Origin of the sequence: Actinoplanes italicus, from assembly GCF_003001815.1 — a bacterium.
Classification (GTDB): domain Bacteria; phylum Actinomycetota; class Actinomycetes; order Mycobacteriales; family Micromonosporaceae; genus Actinoplanes; species Actinoplanes italicus.
Genome location: NZ_PVMZ01000001.1, coordinates 683,768 through 703,809 on the forward strand (window position 1 = coordinate 683,768; position 20,042 = coordinate 703,809).

General features: G+C 70.3%; 20 protein-coding genes. 6 read left to right on the top strand and 14 right to left on the bottom strand.

What is annotated here, in order from left to right; translation table 11 throughout:
* Window positions 1-15: 15 nt before the first annotated feature.
* The 7 genes from CLV67_RS03360 to CLV67_RS03390 all read right to left on the bottom strand — a co-directional run bounded on the left by CLV67_RS03360 (window position 16) and on the right by CLV67_RS03390 (window position 6,752).
* Window positions 16-1,539 carry a complex I subunit 4 family protein gene (locus tag CLV67_RS03360; RefSeq protein ID WP_106315591.1) on the bottom strand — a complete coding sequence of 508 codons (1,524 nt, stop codon included), beginning with the start codon at window positions 1,537-1,539 and terminating at the stop codon, window positions 16-18.
* Entirely contained in the window at window positions 1,539-3,467 is a 1,929-nt protein-coding gene (locus tag CLV67_RS03365) for an NADH-quinone oxidoreductase subunit 5 family protein (RefSeq protein WP_106315592.1), read from the bottom strand. The genes CLV67_RS03360 and CLV67_RS03365 overlap by 1 nt, the downstream gene beginning before the upstream one ends.
* Entirely contained in the window at window positions 3,464-3,835 is a 372-nt protein-coding gene (gene nuoK, locus CLV67_RS03370) for an NADH-quinone oxidoreductase subunit NuoK (RefSeq protein WP_106315593.1), read from the bottom strand. The genes CLV67_RS03365 and nuoK overlap by 4 nt, the downstream gene beginning before the upstream one ends.
* The gene (locus CLV67_RS03375) at window positions 3,835-4,371 is read right to left on the bottom strand and encodes an NADH-quinone oxidoreductase subunit J family protein (RefSeq protein ID WP_106315594.1); all 537 of its coding nucleotides are present in this window, start codon (window positions 4,369-4,371) and stop codon (window positions 3,835-3,837) included. Before CLV67_RS03375 ends, nuoK begins: the two co-directional genes overlap by 1 nt.
* Window positions 4,368-4,949 (bottom strand): 4Fe-4S binding protein, encoded by a 582-nt coding sequence (locus tag CLV67_RS03380; protein WP_106315755.1) that lies wholly within the window; start codon window positions 4,947-4,949, stop codon window positions 4,368-4,370. The genes CLV67_RS03375 and CLV67_RS03380 overlap by 4 nt, the downstream gene beginning before the upstream one ends.
* 151 nt (window positions 4,950-5,100) lie before the next feature.
* Window positions 5,101-6,057, bottom strand: coding sequence for an NADH-quinone oxidoreductase subunit NuoH (gene nuoH, locus CLV67_RS03385; protein ID WP_106315595.1), 957 nt, complete (start codon window positions 6,055-6,057; stop codon window positions 5,101-5,103).
* The gene (locus CLV67_RS03390) at window positions 6,057-6,752 is read right to left on the bottom strand and encodes an NADH-quinone oxidoreductase subunit C (protein WP_106315596.1); all 696 of its coding nucleotides are present in this window, start codon (window positions 6,750-6,752) and stop codon (window positions 6,057-6,059) included. Before CLV67_RS03390 ends, nuoH begins: the two co-directional genes overlap by 1 nt.
* Before the next feature lie 58 nt (window positions 6,753-6,810).
* On the opposite strand from CLV67_RS03390, the gene CLV67_RS03395 reads away from it, so the two are divergent.
* On the top strand, window positions 6,811-7,341 hold the full coding sequence (locus CLV67_RS03395; RefSeq protein ID WP_239166643.1) for an RNA polymerase sigma factor: 531 nt from the start codon (window positions 6,811-6,813) through the stop codon (window positions 7,339-7,341).
* On the top strand, window positions 7,338-8,336 hold the full coding sequence (locus CLV67_RS03400; protein WP_106315598.1) for a hypothetical protein: 999 nt from the start codon (window positions 7,338-7,340) through the stop codon (window positions 8,334-8,336). The genes CLV67_RS03395 and CLV67_RS03400 overlap by 4 nt, the downstream gene beginning before the upstream one ends.
* Before the next feature lie 3 nt (window positions 8,337-8,339).
* Here the strand turns inward: CLV67_RS03400 and CLV67_RS03405 are convergent, their stop codons facing one another.
* On the bottom strand, window positions 8,340-9,629 hold the full coding sequence (locus tag CLV67_RS03405; RefSeq protein ID WP_106315756.1) for a DUF2252 domain-containing protein: 1,290 nt from the start codon (window positions 9,627-9,629) through the stop codon (window positions 8,340-8,342).
* A 49-nt stretch (window positions 9,630-9,678) separates the two neighbouring features.
* On the opposite strand from CLV67_RS03405, the gene hemC reads away from it, so the two are divergent.
* A complete protein-coding gene (gene hemC / locus CLV67_RS03410) occupies window positions 9,679-10,599 on the top strand; it encodes a hydroxymethylbilane synthase (RefSeq protein WP_106315599.1) in 921 nt (306 codons plus the stop codon).
* 81 nt (window positions 10,600-10,680) lie between these two features.
* Here the strand turns inward: hemC and CLV67_RS03415 are convergent, their stop codons facing one another.
* The 4 genes from CLV67_RS03415 to CLV67_RS03430 all read right to left on the bottom strand — a co-directional run bounded on the left by CLV67_RS03415 (window position 10,681) and on the right by CLV67_RS03430 (window position 15,391).
* The gene (locus CLV67_RS03415; RefSeq protein WP_106315600.1) at window positions 10,681-11,208 is read right to left on the bottom strand and encodes an NADH-quinone oxidoreductase subunit B; all 528 of its coding nucleotides are present in this window, start codon (window positions 11,206-11,208) and stop codon (window positions 10,681-10,683) included.
* 4 nt (window positions 11,209-11,212) lie between these two features.
* A complete protein-coding gene (locus tag CLV67_RS03420) occupies window positions 11,213-12,358 on the bottom strand; it encodes a Fic family protein (RefSeq protein WP_106315601.1) in 1,146 nt (381 codons plus the stop codon).
* Between the two features lie 101 nt (window positions 12,359-12,459).
* On the bottom strand, window positions 12,460-13,986 hold the full coding sequence (locus tag CLV67_RS03425; protein WP_106315602.1) for a pyridoxal phosphate-dependent decarboxylase family protein: 1,527 nt from the start codon (window positions 13,984-13,986) through the stop codon (window positions 12,460-12,462).
* A 10-nt stretch (window positions 13,987-13,996) separates the two neighbouring features.
* Window positions 13,997-15,391, bottom strand: a complete 1,395-nt coding sequence (locus tag CLV67_RS03430) for an MFS transporter (RefSeq protein WP_106315603.1) — start codon at window positions 15,389-15,391, stop codon at window positions 13,997-13,999.
* Window positions 15,392-15,440: 49 nt separating this feature from the next.
* Between CLV67_RS03430 and CLV67_RS03435 the strand changes: the two genes are divergently transcribed.
* Entirely contained in the window at window positions 15,441-16,832 is a 1,392-nt protein-coding gene (locus CLV67_RS03435; RefSeq protein ID WP_106315604.1) for a gamma-glutamyltransferase, read from the top strand.
* Window positions 16,833-16,839: 7 nt separating this feature from the next.
* On the opposite strand, the gene CLV67_RS03440 is transcribed toward CLV67_RS03435, so the two are convergent.
* On the bottom strand, window positions 16,840-17,763 hold the full coding sequence (locus tag CLV67_RS03440) for an NAD-dependent epimerase/dehydratase family protein (protein WP_106315757.1): 924 nt from the start codon (window positions 17,761-17,763) through the stop codon (window positions 16,840-16,842).
* A 111-nt stretch (window positions 17,764-17,874) separates the two neighbouring features.
* Between CLV67_RS03440 and CLV67_RS03445 the strand changes: the two genes are divergently transcribed.
* A complete protein-coding gene (locus tag CLV67_RS03445; RefSeq protein WP_106315605.1) occupies window positions 17,875-18,558 on the top strand; it encodes a TetR/AcrR family transcriptional regulator in 684 nt (227 codons plus the stop codon).
* Here the strand turns inward: CLV67_RS03445 and CLV67_RS03450 are convergent.
* A complete protein-coding gene (locus tag CLV67_RS03450; RefSeq protein WP_106315606.1) occupies window positions 18,548-18,856 on the bottom strand; it encodes an MGMT family protein in 309 nt (102 codons plus the stop codon). The genes CLV67_RS03445 and CLV67_RS03450 overlap by 11 nt on opposite strands.
* Window positions 18,857-18,918: 62 nt before the next feature.
* Here CLV67_RS03450 and proB point away from each other — a divergent pair, with 62 nt between their 5' ends.
* Window positions 18,919-20,031, top strand: coding sequence for a glutamate 5-kinase (proB, locus tag CLV67_RS03455; protein WP_203737437.1), 1,113 nt, complete (start codon window positions 18,919-18,921; stop codon window positions 20,029-20,031).
* Window positions 20,032-20,042 lie beyond the last annotated feature (11 nt).

The window sequence follows — 20,042 nt, forward strand, 5'->3', positions numbered from 1 at the left end:
TCGGGAACGCTGTGGTCACGGCTGCACTCCCACTCCCAGCAGAGTGATCAAGGGCTGGATGGTGTCGCCCAGGACCAGGGACGGCGCAACGCCTACGGCGAGGGTCAGCAGCACCAGCGGAGCCCAGGCCAGCCATTGAATGCCGGTCACGGCCGGTGGCAGGGTGTGCGCCTCGGGAGTGGCGGGGCCGTGGGTGACGCGGCGCAGCAGGCGGAGGAAGTACGCGGCGGTCAGCGCGCCGCCGATCGCGGCGACGACCGCCAGGGTCAGCCAGAGCGGGCCACCGCGCTGGACCGCTGCGACGACCGCGAACGCCTCGCCCCAGAAACCGGCCAGGCCGGGCAGTCCGAGAGAGGCGATCGCGGCGAAACCGAGCAGACCGGCCAGGCGCGGCGCGGTCTCCCGGAGACCGCTCAGCTGGTTGAGCGAACCGGTCCCGGCGCTGTCCTTGATCGCGCCGACCAGGAAGAACAGCAGGCCGGTGATCAGTCCGTGTGCGATGTTGCCGACCAGCGCGGCCTGGATTCCGGTGACCGACAGGGTGGCGACACCCAGTAGGACGAAGCCCATGTGACCGACGCTGGAATATGCGATCAGCCGTTTCAGCTCGGTCTGTCGCAGGCAGATCAGCGCGCCCGCGATGATCGCGACGGTGGCGAGGATGCCGAGGACCGGAGAGGCCCAGGCCGCGCCGTCAGGAGCGACGCCGACCGCGACACGGATCAGGCCGTACGTGCCCATCTTCAGCAGCACGCCGGCCAGGATCACCGAGCCGACGGTCGGTGCCTCGGTGTGCGCGTCGGGCAGCCAGGTGTGCAGCGGCCAGAGCGGTGCCTTCACCGCGAACGCGAGGGCCAGCAGGGCGAACGCGATGCACTGGGTGGTCAGGGGCAGTTCGCTGGGGCCGGTCAGGGTGACCAGGTCGCCGGTGCCGGCCTCGGTCACCACGACCAGGACGCCGAGCAGCAGCAGGACCGAGCCGGCCAGGGTGTAGAGGACGAACTTCCGGGCCGCGGCCCGCCGGTTCGCGCCGCCCCAGCCCGCGATCACCGCGTACATCGGAAGAAGCACGACCTCGAAGAACAGGAAGAAGAGGATCAGATCCAGCGCCAGGAAGGTACCGAGCACACCCACTTCCAGGACCAGGAGCAGTGCGGCAAGACCCTTCTTCTTCGTGTACGCGCAGCAGAGCAGAGTGAGCAGGCCGGTGAGCACGATCAGCGGGTAGGACACCCCGTCGACGCCGAGGTGGAACTCGAGCCGCAGGGAGGTCACCCACGGCAGGTCGAGCTCGATCCACGGCAGCATCGGCGGACCGTCGCCGGGATCGTAGGCGAACCAGCTGAACTCGTCCGGCCGCGCCAGCACCGGGAGGACCGACAACACGAACGTGACCGCGGCGAAGGCGGTGGCGACGAGCCGGGTCCGTGCGGCGGGGAGCAGCGCGACCAGGAGCGCGCCCAGCGCGGGCACGACGAGCAGGGCGATGAGCAGGATCTGCGGGGCGGACCAGGCCGGCTCCACGTAGTCGCGGTACATCAGGCTCCCCACCAGGCGATGGCGCCGAGAAGCAGGGCGGCCGCGCAGACGGCGACCGCGGCGGCGGGCAGTGGCAGCCGGTGCGCCTCCTTGAGCGCGTCACCGGCACGTGACGTCCCGGTTCCGGTGCCCATGACGGCGGCGTCGACGATCCGGGTGTCTCCGGCGGTGGCGAGCCGGGCCAGTGCCTCGGCGGGACGGACCACGAGACGGTTCTGCACGTCGTCGAGGCGGAATCCGGCGGCCAGGAACGGTCCGGCGCGGCCCAGCGCGAGGGCCGGATCGGCGCCGGGCACCGCCCACCACAGCCAGAACGCGGTACCGGCACCGGTCGCGAGCAGGAGCATCGGCAGGGCGACGGCGACGCCGAGGTGCGGGTCGTCGAGTTCCAGGGATGTCCGGAAACCGGGGGCGAACGCGGCCAGGCCGAGCAGGGCGGCCGGGATCGCGAGCAGGAGGAGCGGCCAGCGCATCGGGCCGGGCGGGTCGTGCGGGGAGTCCGGAACCTCGTAGCGGGCGTCGTCGAAGCCGACCGCCCACGCCGGGCCGTGCGGGCCGTGGGCGCGGGACGGGCCGAAGAACGCGCGCAGGAACAGGCGGGTCGCGTACCAGGCGGTGATCCCGACGGAGAGCAGCGCGGCGAGCCAGACCAGCCAGCCGGCCCAGACGGGCGCGGTCTCGCCGCCCTCGGTGGCGTGCGCGGCCGCGGTCAGCACGTTCTCCTTGGACCAGAAGCCGGACAGCGGTGGCAGGCCGGCGAGCGCGCCGAGGCCGATCGCGAACGACCAGAAGGTGACCGGCATGTGCGGGCGCAGGCCACCCATCCGGGACAGCAGGTTGGTGCCGACGGCGTGGATCACCGCGCCCGCCGCGAGGAACAGCAGCGCCTTGAACGCGGCGTGGGTGAGCAGGTGGAACAGGGCGGCGGCGGGCGAGCCGACGGCCAGGGCACCGGTCATGTAGCCGATCTGCGAGACGGTCGACCAGGCCAGGACCCGCTTCAGGTCGTCCTGGGCGGTCGCCGACAGGGCACCGATCAGGATGGTGATCGAGGCCATGACGGCGAGTACGGCCAGCGCGACGGGCGACTGGTCGTAGAGGCCGTACAGCCGGAAGACCACGTAGACGCCGGCCGCGACCATGGTGGCCGCGTGGATCAGCGCGGAGATCGGGGTGGGGCCGGCCATCGCGTCCGGCAGCCAGGTGTGCAGCGGGAACTGGGCGCTCTTGCCGGCCACCCCGGCCAGGATCAGCAGCAGCGCGGCGGTCAGAGTGCCGGCCGAGTAGTCGTGGGCGAGCACGGTCCCGAGGTAGGTGCTGTTCGCGTCGGCGATCAGGACGGCGATGCCGAGCAGGAAGCCGATGTCGCCGATCCGGGTGACCAGGAACGCCTTCACCGCGGCGGCGGGCGCCTCGGGCAGCCGCCGGTCGTGGCCGATCAGCAGGTACGAGCAGGCGCCCATCACCTCCCAGCCGATCAGCATGAAGATCAGGTCGCTGCTACTGACGACCAGGAGCATCGCGCCGGTGAAGAGGCTGACCTGAGCGGCGTAGGGGGCGTAGCGCTTGTCGTCGTGCAGGTAGGTGATCGAGTAGATCTGCACGCACAGGGCGACCACGGTGACGGCGAGCGCCACGTAGGCGGCCGCCGCGTCGACCAACGTGCTGAACCGGATCTCCAGGTCGCCGAAGATCGCGACGGTGAGGCCACCGTTCCAGGGGTCGTTCGCCGGATCGGCGGATGGCTGCGCCGGGTCGAGGACCAGGCGGAACGCGAGCAGCAGAGCGAACGCGGCCCCGGCGACCCCGAGGCCCGCGGCGATCCGCCTGCGCGTCGCGTCACCATCGCCCGGCGGCAGGAAAAGACCGATCAAACCCGCGATCAGCGGTACGAGGGGAAGCAGCGGCCCGGCAACGTCGATGCTCACCCGGCCACCCGCTCCTCGTCGTCGTCCAGCCGCACCTCGTCGACCACGACCGCCTTACGCATCCGGTAGTACTGCAGGATGATCGCCAGCCCGACGCCCACCTCGGCGGCGGCCAGCACGATCACGAAGAGCGCCAGGACGCCGCCGCTGCCGGGGGTGGCCGCACCGGGCCGGGCCCACGACTCGACGACCACGCCGGTGAGCGCCGACCGCAGCGAGACGTCCGCGGTGACCAGGATCAGGTTGACCGCGTTCAGCATCAGCTCGACGGCCATCAGCACCAGGATCGCGTTGCGCCGGCGCAGGACGCCGTAGACACCGAGACCGAAGAGCAGAGCACCGACGACGTACGGGATGACGACGTGCATCAGGCCGGCACCTCCGGCTCGCCCGCCGGCGTGTCGACCCGGGCGCCGATGTCGGGCCGGGACAGCACGATCGCACCGACCAGGGCGGACAGCAGCAGGATCGAGATCACCTCGAACGGCAGAACCCAGGCGCCGAAGATCTGCTCGCCGACCCGCTCGGCGGTGCCCGGCTCCGGTGCGGCGTAGCGAACCCAGCGGAACGCGTCGGCGAACAGGGCGGCCAGGCCCAGTCCCGCTCCCCCGCCGATCAGGGCTGCCGGCAGGGCCGGGCGGTCCAGGTCGGCGGACGGGCCGATGGGGGCGCGGGTCAGCATCACCGCGAACAGCAGCAGCACGACCACCGCGCCGACGTAGACCAGGATCTGCACCCAGGCGACGAGCTCGGCGCCGAGGACCAGGTAGAGGCCGGCGATCGCACCCAGGCTCACGACCAGGTAGAGGCCGGAGCGGACCAGGTGCGAGCTGGTCACGACCAGTGCGCCCGACCCGACGGCCAGGGCGCCGAGCGCCAGCAGGAGCACGTCGGCGACGGTCACGACTCAGCCTCGGGGGTGGGTGCCGGCTTCGGGCGTACGACAGCAGGTCTTGCGGTCTTGGCGGCAGTGGCCGCACCCGGACCGGCTGCCTTGCGCGCCGCGGTGGCCTCCTCCTTGGAAGGCTCGCCGAGCACGTCGTGCGCCGGTGGCGGAGGGACCGTGCGCATCCACTCGCCCAGCCGGTTCTTGTCGTGCAGCAGGGAGAGGACGTCGGTCTCGGCGTATTCGAACTCGGGCGTCCAGTGCAGCGCGTCGAACGGGCACACCTCGATGCAGATCCCGCAGTACATGCAGAGGGAGAAGTCGATGTCGAACTTGTCCAGCACGTTGCGCTGGCGGGCGCGCGCGGCGCCCGGGACGACGACCTCCTCCTTGTGCGAGTCGATGTAGATGCACCAGTCGGGGCACTCGCGGGCGCAGAGCATGCAGACCGTGCAGTTCTCCTCGGACAGCGCGATCACACCGCGGGAGCGCGGTGGCAGATCGGGCTGCACGTCGGGGTACTGCTGGGTGGTGGTTCGCCGCGTCAGGGTCTTCAGCGTTACGGCGAGCCCGTCGAGCAGGCCCTTGCCGGGCATCTGGCGCTCACCGTTCTCACTCACAAGGGAACATCCTGCCCGTTTGAGGGGGTCGGCGCGACCTCACCCCCAGCGAGTTCTCCGGTTCGGTGAAACTCGACGAGCCGTGGGGGATCGACATCCCGCTTGCGCGTCTGCGCCCACGCCACCTCTAAAGCAGGGATTTCACGGCGACGGTCAGGACCAGCTGGGCCAGGGAGACGGGGACCAGGATCAACCAGCAGAGGCGCTGGAGCTGGTCCTCGCGCATGCGGGGGTACGTCACTCGCAGCCAGATGATCACGAAGGACAGGGCGCCGATCTTCAGCAGCGTCCACAGCCAGCCGAGCTGATCCTCCATCGGGCCGTGCCAGCCGCCCAGGAACAGGACCGTGGTCAGGGCCGCGATCACGACGATGCCGACGTATTCGGCGAGCAGGAAGAACGCGAACCTCAGGCCGGTGTACTCGGTCATGTAGCCGAAGACCAGCTCGGAGTCGGCGATCGGCATGTCGAACGGCGGGCGGCGGATCTCGGCCAGGCCCGCGATGAAGAAGACCAGCGCGGCGGGCGCCTGCCAGATCAGCCACCACGGCTGCCACGCCTCGACGATGCCGGGCAGGCTCAGCGTGCCGGCCGCCATGGCGACGCTCGCCGCAGCCAGGACCAGGGGCAACTCGTAACCGAGCAGCTGGGCGGCACCGCGGACACCGCCGAGCAGGCTGTACTTGTTGGCCGACGCCCAAGCCGACATCAGGACCGCGATCACGCCGATGCCGAGGACGGCCAGGACCAGGAACAGGCCGATGTCCAGGCTCTGTGCGACCAGGCCGGGGCCGAGCGGGATGGTCAGGATGACCACGAGATAGGGGAACAGCGCGACCATCGGGGCCAGCCGGAAGACCGTCCGGTCAGCGTCGCGCGGCGTCACGTCCTCCTTCTGGACGAACTTCACGCCGTCGGCGACGAGCTGCGCCCAGCCGTGGAAGGCGCCGGCGTACATCGGACCGACCCGGCCCTGCATGTGCGCCATCACCTTGTGCTCGGCCTGGCCGATGACGAGCGGCAGCACCAGGAAGGCCGCCATCACCGCGGCGACCCGGATGAGGAGGTCAAGCCAGAGCGGCATCAGGAGGTCTCCTCCTCGGTCCGGGGCTGACGCGGCGGACGCACCGGGCGCTCACCCCGCGCGGGACGGGCCGGGGTCTCCGGTGGGGCCACCTGACCCTTGAGCGGGCCCCACTCGTTCGGGTCGGGGACGCCGGGCGGGCGGATGGGGGCGCGTTTGGACGTACCCCCCTCTGATTCGCCTGGTTCTTTGGCCCCCGGCCACGGTTTCGCCACGCGGGCGGCCAGCACGAAGTCCTTGCGCAGCGGATGCCCCTCGAACTCGGGTGGCAGCAGCAACGGGCGCAGATCGGGGTGGCGGGCGAACGTGATGCCGAACATCTCGAACGTCTCTCGCTCGTGCCACGCCGCACCGGGATAGAGGTCCACCAGCGACTCCACCTCGGGCTCCTCGCGCGACACCCGGGTCCGCAGCAGGACACCGTGCCGGCGGCGGGTCGACCAGAGGTGGGCGATCACCGAGAACCCGCCGTCCAGCTCGTCCACCGCGGAGAGCCAGTCGAAGAAGTCGCAGCCCAGAGCACCGGCGTCGCGGGCCGCCTCGGCGGCGAACCACCAGCGGGCGACCGGCACGTCGACCACGGCACGGGCGTGGCCGGGACCGCCGCCGGAAACCTCGGCGGTCACGGTGCCCTTCTCCGGATCGTCGGTCGCCATCAGGTGGACCAGGCGTTCACCGACCTCTTCGGGCGTCATGCAGGCCATCCTATGGTTTACGGCCGCGGTGCAACGTTCCGCCGGGCAGCCGCGTGTAGTGCTCGTGACCGCCATAGCCACACCGGAGACGCCCATCACGGACGATGCCGCTCCACCCACCTTCGACGAGGTGTACGCCGCGAGCTACACGGACCTCGCCGTGCAGTTGTACGCCTACTTCGGCGATCGTCAGGAAGCTCAGGACGTCGCCCAGGAGGCGTTCTGCCGCGCCCTGGTCCGGTGGAACACCATCGCCCGGTACGACGATCCGGTCGCCTGGATCCGCCGGGTCGCCTGGAACCTGGCCGTGAGCCGGTGGCGCCGGGCCCGTACCGCCATGAACTTCCTTCGCAAGCAGCGGCCCGCCGAACCGAGCATCGAAGGGCCCAGCCCGGAGCGGGTCGCCCTGATCGCCGCGCTCGGCACGCTGCCACCGGCCCAGCGCCGGGCCATCGTGCTGCACTACCTGGCCGATCTGCCGGTCGCCGAGATCGCCCGGCGGGAACGCGTCGCCGAGGTGACCGTCCGGTCCCACCTTCATCGCGGGCGGGCCGCGCTCGCCGTACAGCTGCACGGGGGTGCGTCGTGACCACGGACCAGTTGAAAGACCTCTTCGAAGAGCTGCGCGAGGAGGCGGTGCCGACGATCCGCCCGCCGGGCCCCGCGGCCGCCCGCCGGACCGTGCGACGACGCCGGACCACTACGGCCGTGCTCTCGGCGGCCGCCTCGGTCCTGGTCATCGCGGGCGGTGTGGCGGTACTTCATCGGCAGCCCGATCCTCCGCCGGTGATCTCCGCGTCTCCCCCTCCGGCCAGCGCCCCCGTGGCCACCGGCCCGGAGGGCCTCGCCAAGATCGCCCAGGGCAAGCTCACCGGCGAGAACCCCGCGGTCGACGTCGCCCTGCCGGTCCAGGCCGGTTACCGCGAGGAACACGGCAACTTCCTGGGTGACCTGACCCTGCAGGCGGCCTGCGCCGGGCCTGGACGGTTCGAGCTGACCGTCGACGGCCAGACGACCCGGGCGACCGAGTGGCGGCTGGTGCGCAAGATGTGGGTGACGTGCTCGGCCGACCCCATCCCGGTGAGCACCACGTTCGCCATGACCGCGCCGTACGCGTACTACCGGTTCCGGCTGGCCAACGTCGCCACGAATGCGGTCGACAACGCTAAGTCCGGGTTCGCCTACCGGATCACGAGCAACACCGGCGTGCCGATCCGCGGCGACCTCACCTACCTAGAGATCTTCAACGCCGACCGCAGACTCGTCATCAGCGGACGTGACGTGAAGAGTGCCTCGACCCAGCGGGTCCGGCGCTCGAAACCGCAGTTCAACATGTCGCCGCGGATGGCCACAGGCCAGTACAGCCTCGTGGCCAGGTGCGCCGGGACCGGCACCGCCCTCTTCGTGGTGCGCCAGGCCGGGAAGATCGTCAAGAACGTCGAGGTGCCCTGCGCGTGGCCGGGCGGTACGCAGATGGAGACACCGCTGGGGCTGCTCGACCGGACGGCGACGATCGCCATCGGTTACGAGTCGAGCACCCCGGCGGACGCTCTGGTGGCGTGGGCCCTCGTCAAGGACGGTTAGCCCTCACAGGCCGGGGAGGCGGCCGTTGCGGAAGACGTCGACGAAGTCCTGGTGGTCCTCGCGGGCCTGGGCACCGTACTTGTGTGCGAACTCGACCAGGTGCTGGACGAACCCGGCCTCGTCCTTGTCGACGACCGCGACGATCGCCTCCTCGGTGGAGAAGTCGACCAGGTCGTGGCTGGACTCGTCATCGGCGACCGAATGCATCCGGGCCACCGCACGGCCCAGGTCGGCGACCACCCCGGACAGCTCCTCCCGCTCGTTCACGTCGGACCAGTCGAGATCCTCGGCGTACGGCGACACCTCCGCCACCAGCTGCCCCACCCCGTTCAGCTCGGTGAATCCCAGCCACGGGTCGGCGTGCGCCTGGAGCGCCCGCTGCGACTCGGCGGTCCGGTGGCCCTGGTGCTTGAAGTAGCCGCGGACCCGCTCGTCGTCGATCCACCGCGCCACGGCCGGGACCTGCGCCTGCTTCATGTAGATGACGACGTCGTTCTCCAGGGCCTCGGTGTGGCCCTCGAGCAACAGGTTGTACGACGGCAGACCGGCCGAACCGATGCCGACGCCCTTGCGCAACTTGATGTCCTTGATGTGCAGCGAGATCGGCCGGGACGCCTGCGGCAGCGTGCCGAGGTAACGGTCGAACGCCTCGCGTACCTGCGCGTGGGTGTCGGCGTCGACGTCGTAGACACCGTCGCCGAGTGAGAACCGGCGCTCGTAGTCGTCGATCGTGGTCTGCTGGCTGAGCAGGTCGACCCGGGTGTTGAGCCGCGCCTCCTGCAGCACCCGGCGCAGTACACCCGTGGCGTTCTCCAGGGTGATCGACCCGATCGCGTCGTCGCCGCCGTGTGCGATCGCCCGCAACTCGGTCAGATACGACTGCGCGAACTCGGTCACCAGCGAGGTGATCACATCGTCGGACAACGCCTTCGAGTAGCCGATCAGCGCCACACTCGCCGAGAACCTTTTCAGATCCCAGCTGTACGGGCCGACGTACGCCTCGTCGAAGTCGTTGACGTTGAAGACCAGATGCCCCGACGAGTTCATGTAGGTGCCGAAGTTCTCGGCATGCAGGTCACCGTGGATCCAGACCCGGCTGGTCCGCTCGTCTAGGAAGTCCTCGTCGCGGTAGTCGCCGCTCAGATCGGCGTAGAAGAGCGAGGCACTGCCCCGGTAGAAGGCGAACGGCGACGCCGCCATCTTCCGGAACTTGCGGCGGAACGCGGCCGGGTCGAGCGCCATCAGCTCGCCGAACTCGCGGGTCAGTACCTCGATGATGAAGTCAGCCCTCATGCCGGTCACGGTACTCAGCCTGAGCATGTCTGCGGTTACCCTTTCCGCTATGTCGGCTTCACGCTTGCTGCGTATCGGCACCCGCTCCTCCCCCATGGCGTTGGCCCAGGTCGAACGGGTCCGCCGGATGCTCACCGAGCGCCGGCCAGAGGTGACCGTCGAGGTCGTGCCCCTGACCACCAGCGGAGACCGCTGGCAGGGCTCGCTGTCCGAGCTCGGCGGCAAGGGCGCGTTCACCAAGGAGGTGGACCAGGCGCTGCTCGACGGCCGGGCCGACCTGGCCGTGCACTGCGTCAAGGACGTGCCCGGCGACCGGCCGGCCCCGGCCGGGACCGTGTTCGCCGCCTACCTGACCCGCGACGACGTCCGCGACTGCCTGGTGGACCCGGCGGGGCGGCGGATCGAGGACCTGCCGGCCGGCACGAAGGTGGGCACGTCGGCCGTACGCCGGAAGGCCCAGCTCGCCCTGCACCATCCGCACCTGACCGCCGTGCCGATCCGTGGGAATGCCAACTCCCGCCTGGCCAAACTCGACGCCGGAGAGTACGACGTGCTGCTGCTCGCCGTCTCCGGCCTGCACCGGATCGGGATGCCGGAGCGGATCACCCACCCGATCGGCGTGGACGCGTTCGTGCCGGCGGTCGGCTCCGGGACGCTGGTGCTGCAGTGCCGGCAGGACGACGAGCCGGCTCTCGAGGTCGCCGAAGCGCTCGCCGACCACCGCGCCGGACGGGAGACCGAGGCGGAGCGCACGATGCTGCACATCCTGCAGGGCAGCTGCCATTCGCCGATCGGCGGTTACGCGCGCACCGAACCCGACGGGCGGATCAGCCTGCGTGCCCGGGTGATCAGTCTGGACGGCAAGACGGTGCTGGACGCGCATGAGTGGGCGTCCGACCCCGTCGTCCTCGGCACCTCGGTGGCGGCGTCCCTGCTCCGCCAGGGTGCCCGGGAGATCCTTACGCCGTAGGCGGCTTGACGCTTACGGCGCAGGCGGCCTGACGCTTATGTCACGGGCGGCCTGACGCTTATGTCGCAGGCGGCCTGACGCTTATGTCGCAGGCGGCTTGACCAGTGGAGCGGTCAGTGTCAGCGGGTCGGGCCGGTTCACGCCGCCGAGGCCGGACTGCTCGGCGGCGATCTTCTCCTGCAGCCGCAGGATGCCGTGCAGCAGCGCCTCCGGGCGGGGAGGGCAGCCCGGCACGTAGACGTCGACCGGGATGATTTGGTCGACGCCCTTGGTGACCGAATATGAATCCCAGTAGGGGCCGCCGCAGTTCGAGCAGGAGCCGAACGAGATCACATACTTCGGTTCGGGCATCTGGTCGTACAGCCGTTTGATCGCCGGAGCCATCTTGTCGGTGACCGTGCCGGAGACGACCATGAGGTCGGCCTGGCGTGGCCCGTGCGCGAACGGGATGACCCCGAGACGCATGAAGTCGTGACGGGCCATGCTGGACGCGATGAACTCGATGGCACAGCACGCCAGTCCGAAGTTGAACACCCAGAGGGAATAGCGGCGCCCCCAGTTCAGCACGAACCGGATGGGTTCCCCGAGCACACCTGGCAGACTGGCCATCCGGTCAACCTAACGCATCCGGGTACGGCTCGGTCAGAGTCACCGGCTTGCGGGCCACCTCCAGGATCCGCTCCGGGAAGTTCGGCCCCTCGATGTAGTAGCGGGCCCGAGTCCGGCCGACCGACTCCAGAAGCCCGGCAGCGACTAGGTCGCGCAGGTCTCGTTGGGCCTGCTGCAGGCTCAAGCCCTCGGCCTGCTCATAGCGGACCCTTCGCACCCGCTCATGCACCGCCACGTCATGAAGGGCGGAGACCATCCGTTCATCCAGCCCTTTGGCGGCCACGAACGAGAGGAGTAACTCCCACACCTCGGCTGATCGCGTCGCCTCGGCCTGCACCGCCTGTGCCTGCTGGTGATAGGCGGTCAGATTGAACCGGATCCAGCTCGATACGTCCTGATCCGGCCGGTAGGTGGGACCGCGGCGCTTGAGCTCCTGGTAGTAACTCCAGGTATTCAATGACCGGCCGAGCCATGCCTCGATCGACGAGAATTCGGGAGCAAGCACACCTTCCCGGGCGATCATCAGGGTCTGCAGTGACCGCGACATGCGGCCGTTGCCGTCTGGCCACGGGTGGATGGACACCAGGTGCAGGTGCGCCATCGCAGCACGGATCAACGGGTGGTCCGTGTAGTCGGCATTCAGCCAATCCACCAGGTCGTCCATCAGCGCCGGGAGCTCAGTGGCCTCAGGAGCTGTGTAAGCGACGATCCTCTGACTCCCGGCATCGGTGACGTAGACCGGGCCACGTCGCCATTGGCCGGCGACCTTGTTCCGGGTGTGTCGATGACCCTGGAGCATCCAGTGCAGTGCGTTGAGCAGGCCCTTGCTGTATTCGAAATCGGGGGCGTCGTGCAACGTCTGCACGTAGGTCATCATCCGCTGATAGGCGAGGGTCTCCTCCCGGTTCTCGTCGGAGACGTCGACGTCCTTCTCCCCCGCCATCAGGTCCTGGACGTCAACGGTGGACACGCGGAACCCCTCGATGGAGTTCGAGGCGGCCACCGCGTCCGCGGTCAGGAACTTCCGAAGGCCGAGGACCCACTTCGCCGGGTTGGCCTGCACCTGATGACGGAGGGCCTCACGCATCTCATCGACGCGGCCGAGGACCTCGTAGTCGACGGCGGTCGGTTCGGGGGTCGGATACAGCATAGGAACAATCATATGACGCAATCATTCCTTCACAACGTCATCTGATTGCAGAGTCATCTGATCGCAGAGCGTTCCAGGCACCGCCGGCGCGGGCACGGGTGTCACGCGAAGGGCGCGGCCGGCCGCTGGAGGAAGCTCAGGAAGCCGGCCAGGAGGGCCTCGCGCAGGGCCGGTGGGGCGGCGTTCAGGATCGAGTTGACGGTGGCCATCTGAGTGAAGTCGCCACCGGCCAAGCCCAGACCCTCGGCCAGGGAGGCGATCAGCTCCGGGGTGATCATCTCGGGCGTCAGGGGTGGCAGCGGGGGTACCTCGACCGGCCCTCGGGCCTTCGCCGCCGCGACCGCGTCGGCCAGGTCGGCGGCGAAGTCGGGGGCGGTCGCGTGAACGGCGGCGGTCACCGTGAGGTGGATGGTGGGTGGCATGTCACCGAACGCCATCTGCGGCTGGGTGTGCCAGCCGCGGGCGGCCAGCTCGTCGGCCAGGACGAAGAGGTCGGCGCCAGTGTCGGCACCGCCAGTGTCGGCACCGTCAGCGTCGGCACCGTCAGCGTCGGCACCGCCAGCGTCGGCGCCGTCGTCGGTGTCGGTGTCGGTGTCGGCGGTGTCGGAGGCCAGGCAGACCACGCTCGTGCCGGCAGGGGCGTAGAGCCGCACCCCGTCGGTCGCCTCGACCGCGGCGGCCAGCACCGCGACCGACTCGCGGGTCTTGCGGGCCAGCTCGAGGTAGCCGGTGTCGCCGATGGAACGCAACGTGGCGTAGGCGGCGGCGATCGGGCCGCCCGAGCGGGTCGACGAGATCACCGGGTTGATCATGGTGTAGCCGGGCCAGCCGGCGTAGGCGAAATACTGCGGGCGGCGCAGTTCCTCGGAGGCGTGCAGCAGGATCGAGACGCCCTTCGGCGCATACGCGTATTTGTGCAGGTCGACCGAGATGCTGGTGACGCCGGGCACGGAGAGGTCGAAGCCGGGCAGGTCGGCGCCGAGGCGTCGCAGGTAGGGCAGGATCCAGCCGCCGAAGCAGGCGTCGACGTGGAACCGGATGCCGTGCTCGGCGGCGATCACGGCGATCTCGGGGATCGGGTCGACGACACCGTGCGCATAACTCGGGGCGGACGCCGCGATCAGCACGGTGTCCGGCGTGATCGCCGCGGCCATCGCCTCCGCATCGGCCGTCAGACCGTGGACGGGCACGGTGTCCAGCTCGACCCGCAGGTAGTGCGCCGCTTTCGCGAACGCCGCGTGCGCGGTGGCCGGCACGACCAGCCGTGGCGAGCGGATCGCCGGATGGGCGTCACGGGCCGCCTTGACGGCCAGGATCAGGGACTCGGTGCCGCCGCTGGTGACGCTGCCGACCGTCTCCGGACCGCCGCCGAGCAGTTTGGCGGCCGCGCCGACCAGAGCGTTCTCCATCGCCAGCAGGGACGGGAAGGCCGTCGGGTCGAGGCCGTTGACGTGGGCGGAGAGCGCGTGGGCGGCGCGAGCCAGGTCGTCGAGACCGTCGAGGGCGGGGTCGTAGACGTAGGCGAAAAGGCGCCCACCGTGGGTCGGCAGGTCACCCGCCCGCAGCTCACGCAGCTCGGCGAGGATCTGCTCGCCCGGGACGCCTTTCTCCGGCAGCGCATCGATCATGCGGGGGACGCTACCCCTTCTCCGGGGCCGGGTTCCCGGTTGTCCACAGCGGCGAGTTATCCACAGGGCCACCGGCGGCGGGCGGCCGGTCGTCGTAACGTCGCAGCGCCAGCACGGCCGCTCCGACCAGCAGAGCCGGGACGACCGTGAAACCGAGCAACACCCCGAGTCGTGCGGTGTCACTCTGCACGGCCGACTCGCCGGTGGCCGACGAGACATAGCCGAAGACCTGGAGGAGCAATGCGTAGATACCGGGGCCGAGTGCCAGGCCGAGGGTCTCCCCCGCGGTCCACAGGCCGGTGAAGACGCCGGCCTGGCGGCGGCCGGTGCGTTCGGTGTCGTGTGCGATGCAGTCCGGCAGCATCGCCATGGCGAACACCTGCTGACCGGCGTAACCGGCACCGACCAGGGCGACGATCAGGTACACCGCCACCGCCGGCAACACCGGGGCGGTGAGCAGTGCCAGGGCGCCGGCCGTGAACAGCAGCGAGGCGGCGATCAGGGAGAAGAGCTTTCCCTGGCGCCGGCCGACGGCCGTCCACAGCGGCATCACCAGCAGGGCCGGGCCGACGAACGCGGCGAACAGGAAGGTCGCGCCGGACTTCTGGACCAGGACGTGGTCGGCGAAGTATTTGACGCCGGCCAGCATGGTGCCGATGCCGGCGGCCTGCACGACCCAGCAGATGAGCAGGGCCTTGAACGGCGCGTTGCCGCCGGCCACGCGCAGTTGCGCTCGGAGGGACGGCTCGGATTCACCGGCAACACGGGAGTGTGCTTTGCGCGTACCGAAGAAGGTGGCGAGGGTGCCCACGACGATGAGTGCGCCGACGAAGGCGCCGGACCACCGGTGTCCTTCGCGACCACCGCCGGTGAGCTCGACGACCAGCGGCGCCAGGGCACCGGAGACCAGGATGGCCAGGGCGAGGACGGCGACCCGCCAGGTCATCAGCCGTGTGCGTTCGGCGTAGCCGTCGGTGAGTTCGGCGGGCATCGCGACGTAGGGCACCTGGAAGAACGCGAACGCGGTGGCGGCGGCGAGGAAGGCGACCGCTACGTACGCACCGGAGGCCGCACCGCTCGGGAAGGGGGCCGCGAAGATCGCCGCGAAGAGCACGCCGAGGAACAGCCCGGCGACCAACAGGAACGGCCGTCGTGAACCGCGGCGGTCGGAGATCCGGCCGGCCACCGGATTGACCAGAACGTCCCATGCCTTCGGTAGGAGAACTAGCAAACCGGCCACTCCGGCGGCTACACCCAGCGTGTCGGTCAGATAAGGCAGAAGCAGCAAACCGGGCACCGTGCCGAAAGCTCCGGTGACCAACGAGCCAAGCGCATATCCAGCCAAAACGCCGCGCGGGAGAACACTCGTCGGGGTTACCACGGGAAGGGGACCACTGGTCGTCATCGACGCGCATCGTAACCATGATCGGGCTGCTCCGCCTACGCTCGGCCGCATGAAAAGCGTTGCGGCCGGCGTCGCCGCCAGTCATCCGGCGACGGCTCGCACCGGGCTACGAATTCTGCAGGCCGGAGGCACCGCGGCCGACGCGGCGGTGGGCGCCGTACTCGCCTGCTGCGTCGCCGAGACCGTGTACACCGGGCTCGGTGGTGGCGGCTTCGCCACCTATTTCGACGCCGGTACCCGAGAGGTCACCTGTCTCGACTTCTTCGTCGCGGTGCCGGGGCTCGACGGTGATCGGAAACCGGCACCCATGGTGTCGGTGGACGTGTTCTTCGGTGGCCTGCCACAGGTCTACTCAATCGGCGGGGCAAGTGTGGCGGTGCCCGGGGTGCCGGCCGGGCTCGGGGAGGTGCATCGCCGGTGGGGAAGACTGCCCTGGCCGCAGGTGGTGGCACCGGCTGCCGGCCTGGCCCGGACCGGGGTGCTGCTGCCGGTGGCGCACGCCCGCACGCTGGAGTCGTGTGCGCCGGCACTCGCCTACGGTGACGGCGCCGGCCCGTACCAGCCTGGCGGGCGGTTGCTGCAGGGCGACGAGCTGCTCTACCACCCGGGGCTGGCCGCCGCGATGGACACGCTGGCCGAGGAGGGCCCGTCGGTCTTCTACACGGGTGCGTACGGGAAGCTGCTGGTCGACACGGTACGGGCGGCCGGCGGGACGATCGGGCCGGTGGACCTGCGCTCGTATCGGGTCGAGTCGGTTCCGGTGGATCAGGCGCCCCTGGCCGGTTATCGGGTGCACGCCCGGCACGATCTGAACCGGACAGTCGACACGATCGGCGGGCTGCCCACCGAGCTGGCCCGGCCGGTGCGCGCTCCCGGGGTGGCCTCGGCGCTGCTCAACCGGGGTCAGCAGCGGCTCGGGGACACCACCAATGTCTCGGTGGTGGACAGCGAGGGCAACGCTTGCGTGATCACCACGACGCTCGGGCTGGGGTCGGGGGTGTGGCTGCCGGGGCTCGGCATCAACCTGAACTCGATGCTCGGCGAGGGTGAGCTGCTCACCGACGACCTGGTGCCGGGGCAGCGGATGTCGTCCTACATGTGCCCGCTCGTGGTGACCGCCCCGGACGGTGGCCTGGCCGTCGCGGCGGGGTCGGCCGGCGCCTCCCGGATCCGGACCGCGCTGGTCGACACGCTGCTCGGGGTGATTGTCGACGGGCTGAGTGTGCCGGAGGCGATCGCCCGGCCGCGCTTCCACGTGGTGGAGGACACCGTGCACGCCGAGCCCGGGTATCCGCCCGCCGAGTTGGCCGAGCTCGCGGCCGCCGGGTGGCAGATCGTCGAATGGCCGGAGATCACGCACTACTTCGGTGGGGTCACCGCCGTGGGCCGGGCCGGTGCGGCCGGCGACCCACGGCGCGGCGGCGTGGGACTGCTGCTGTGAAACCGGGTCACATGGTGCGGGCGGCGGTCGCCGCGGCGGAGGCAGCGGTCTCGCGCAGCGGCACCTCCAGGTCAGTGGCGGTGAGGCCGAAGGTGCGCTCGGTCAGCGACGAGTCGAGGACGAACGGGGCGTAGAACTGGTAATCCATCTCGGCCATCTCACGGGCCATCGGCACCACCACACCGGCCGCGCGCATCACGAACCGGGGCATGCTGCGGACCTTGAGGTGAGGCTGGCCGGTCAGGTCGCAGTAGCGGTCGGCCAGCTCGCGGATCGAGATCGGCGCCGGTGACGGCACGTGCCAGGCATGGCCCCAGGCGCGCTCGTCACGGGCCAGCTCGACCAGGGTGCGGGCCATGTCGCCGGTGTAGGTGAAGGTGTGCGGGGCGTCGATGTCAGCGGGTCCCCAGGCGGTGCGGCCCTTCTCCAGAGCGGGCAGCAGCACGCTGGAGAAGACGCCGACGGCTCCGGCGCCCAGGTAGTCGGAGGCTCGGGCCTCGATCGTGCGCACGCCACTGGCCAGGGCGTCCTCCCACATCCGGATGCGGACGCGGCCCTTGCGGCCGGTCGCGGCGAGCGGGGTGCTCTCGGTCATCAGGCCGCCGGGCTGGGGGCCGTACCCGTACAGGTTGCCGGTGATGGCGTAGACCGCGCCGGCCGACTTGGCGGCGGCGATCATCGCGTTGTTCATCGGGAACCACTTCTCGGTCCACTCGGTGTACCTCGGGTTCGCGCAGTTGTAGACGACCTCGGCGCCCTGGGCGAGTTCCGTGAGGCGCCGGGCGTCGGCGGCGTCGCCGGTGACCCGTTCGATCAGCGGATGCTCGGGGCCACTGCCGCTGCGTGTGACGATCCGGACCCGCTCGCCGCGCTCGGCGAGCAGGTTGGCGACGGTGGAGCCGATCGGGCCGGAACCGATGACCAGGTGCATGACGTTCTCCTTGCTCGCATTCGAGAGCACCGCTCTCCGTTGAGAACAACGATCGCATAGACGCTCGCGAGAAAGCAAGAGCACTGCTCTCTTTATGGCACACTGGTCCGCATGAGCGCCGCTAACCTGCGAGCCCGCGTGCGGGCCGAGATGACCGAAGAGATCAAGACGGTGGCGAAACGGCACCTGGCCACTGATGGGGCGAACCTCTCGCTACGGGCCGTCGCCCGTGACCTCGGGATGGCGTCGTCTGCGGTCTACCGGTACTTCGCCAGCCGCGACGAGCTGCTCACGGCGCTGATCATCGACGCGTACGACGCGGTCGGGGAGGCCGCCGAGCGGGCCTCCGCCGAGCAGTCGACGCCTCTGGAGAAGTGGCTGGCCGCGGGGCACGCGGCACGGGACTGGGCGCTGGCCAGCCCGCACGAGTGGGCGCTCATCTACGGCAGTCCGGTGCCGGGGTACCAGGCTCCGGAGGACACCATCGTCCCGGCCACGCGAGTGATGCTGCTGCTGGGGGCGACACTGACGGAGGCGTACACCTCGGGGGTCCTGGTCTATCGCGAACCGATCACCGGGAGGTTCATCGAAGAGCTCGCCCCGATCGCCGCCTCGATCCTCCCCGACCTGCCGGCCCGGCTGGTGGCCGACACGATCGCCGCGTTCTTCCAGATCTGCGGCGCCATCAGTGCGGAACTGTTCGGGCAGCTCAACAAGTCGGTCGAGGAGGATCGGAGAGGTTTCTTCGACTATCAGCTGCGGGCCGCGGCCGCGCACGCCGGGCTCACCGGGTAGGCATCCAGCCAGCCTCGGCCATCAGCACCCGGTCACCGCGCATCGGCACGCCCTCGGCCAGCAGCAACGCCTTGGCCCGGGCCTCGTGACCGGGTGGGAGCCGTCCGCCGCCGCTGCACACCCGGTGCCAGGGGACGCCGCCGCCGTGCAGGGACATGATCCGGCCGACCTGCCGGGGCGAGTTGCGGCCGGACCGGTCGGCCAGGGCGTCGGCAATCGAGCCGTACGACATCACACGCCCCGCCGGGATGCTCTCCACCAGGGTCAGGACCTCTTCGACGTACTCCTGCGGTGTCACAACCCGCCACGATATGGGATGTGGCAAGGATCGACACCGGCCTGCCGAGCACAATGGGCCAGGTGCGGGAAGTGGTGACCGGTGCGCGCCGGATCGTGGTCAAGGTGGGATCGTCCTCGCTGACGACCGCGGCGGGCGGCATCGACGAGCAACGGGTCGACGCCCTGGTCGATGTGCTGGGCGCGCTGGCGACCGGCGGGCGTGAGGTCGTTCTGGTGTCCAGCGGCGCGATCGCCGCCGGACTCGCACCGCTCCAGTTGCGCCGCCGGCCACGCGACCTGGCCACCCAGCAGGCCGCCGCCTCGGTCGGCCAGGGCCTGCTGATCGGGCGGTATGCGGCCGGCTTCGCCCGCCACGGGCTGACGGTCGGCCAGGTACTGCTCACCGTCGACGACGTCACCCGGCGGGCCCACTACCGCAACGCATACCGCACGCTGCGCAAACTCCTCGACCTGGGCGCGCTGCCGATCGTCAACGAGAACGACACGGTCGCCACCGAGGAGATCCGGTTCGGCGACAACGACCGGCTGGCCGCGCTCGTGGCCGCGCTCGCCGACGCCGATCTGCTCGTGCTGCTCTCCGATGTGGATGCCCTCTACACCGGCAATCCGTCCGACCCCGCGTCGGTGAAGATCCCGCTGGTCCGCGAGGACACCGACCTCTCCGCTGTCGAGATCGGCAAGACCGGCAAGGCGGGCCTCGGCACCGGCGGCATGGTCACCAAGGTCGAGGCGGCCCGGATAGCGACCGGGTTCGGCATTCCGGTCGTGCTGACCGCGGCCCCGCTGGCCGGTGCGGCGCTCGCCGGCGAGGAGGTCGGCACGCTCTTCGAGGCAGCCGGATCCCGGCCCGCGGCGCGGCTCTTCTGGCTTGCCCACGCCACCTCCCCGCGCGGCCGCCTGCATCTCGACGAGGGCGCGGTCGCGGCCGTGGTGGCCCGGCGCAAGTCACTGCTGCCGGCCGGCATCACGGCGGTCGACGGTTCCTTCGCCGCCGGCGATCCGGTGGATCTGGTCGAAGCCGGATCAGGTACGCCCGTCGCGCGCGGCCTGGTCAACTACGACGCGGTCGAACTGCCGGCGCTGCTCGGGCGGTCCACCCCGGAGTTGGCCGCGGCACTCGGGCCGGGATATGAACGTGAGGTCGTCCACCGTGACGACCTGGTGCTCCTCTAGAGAGGTTTCGT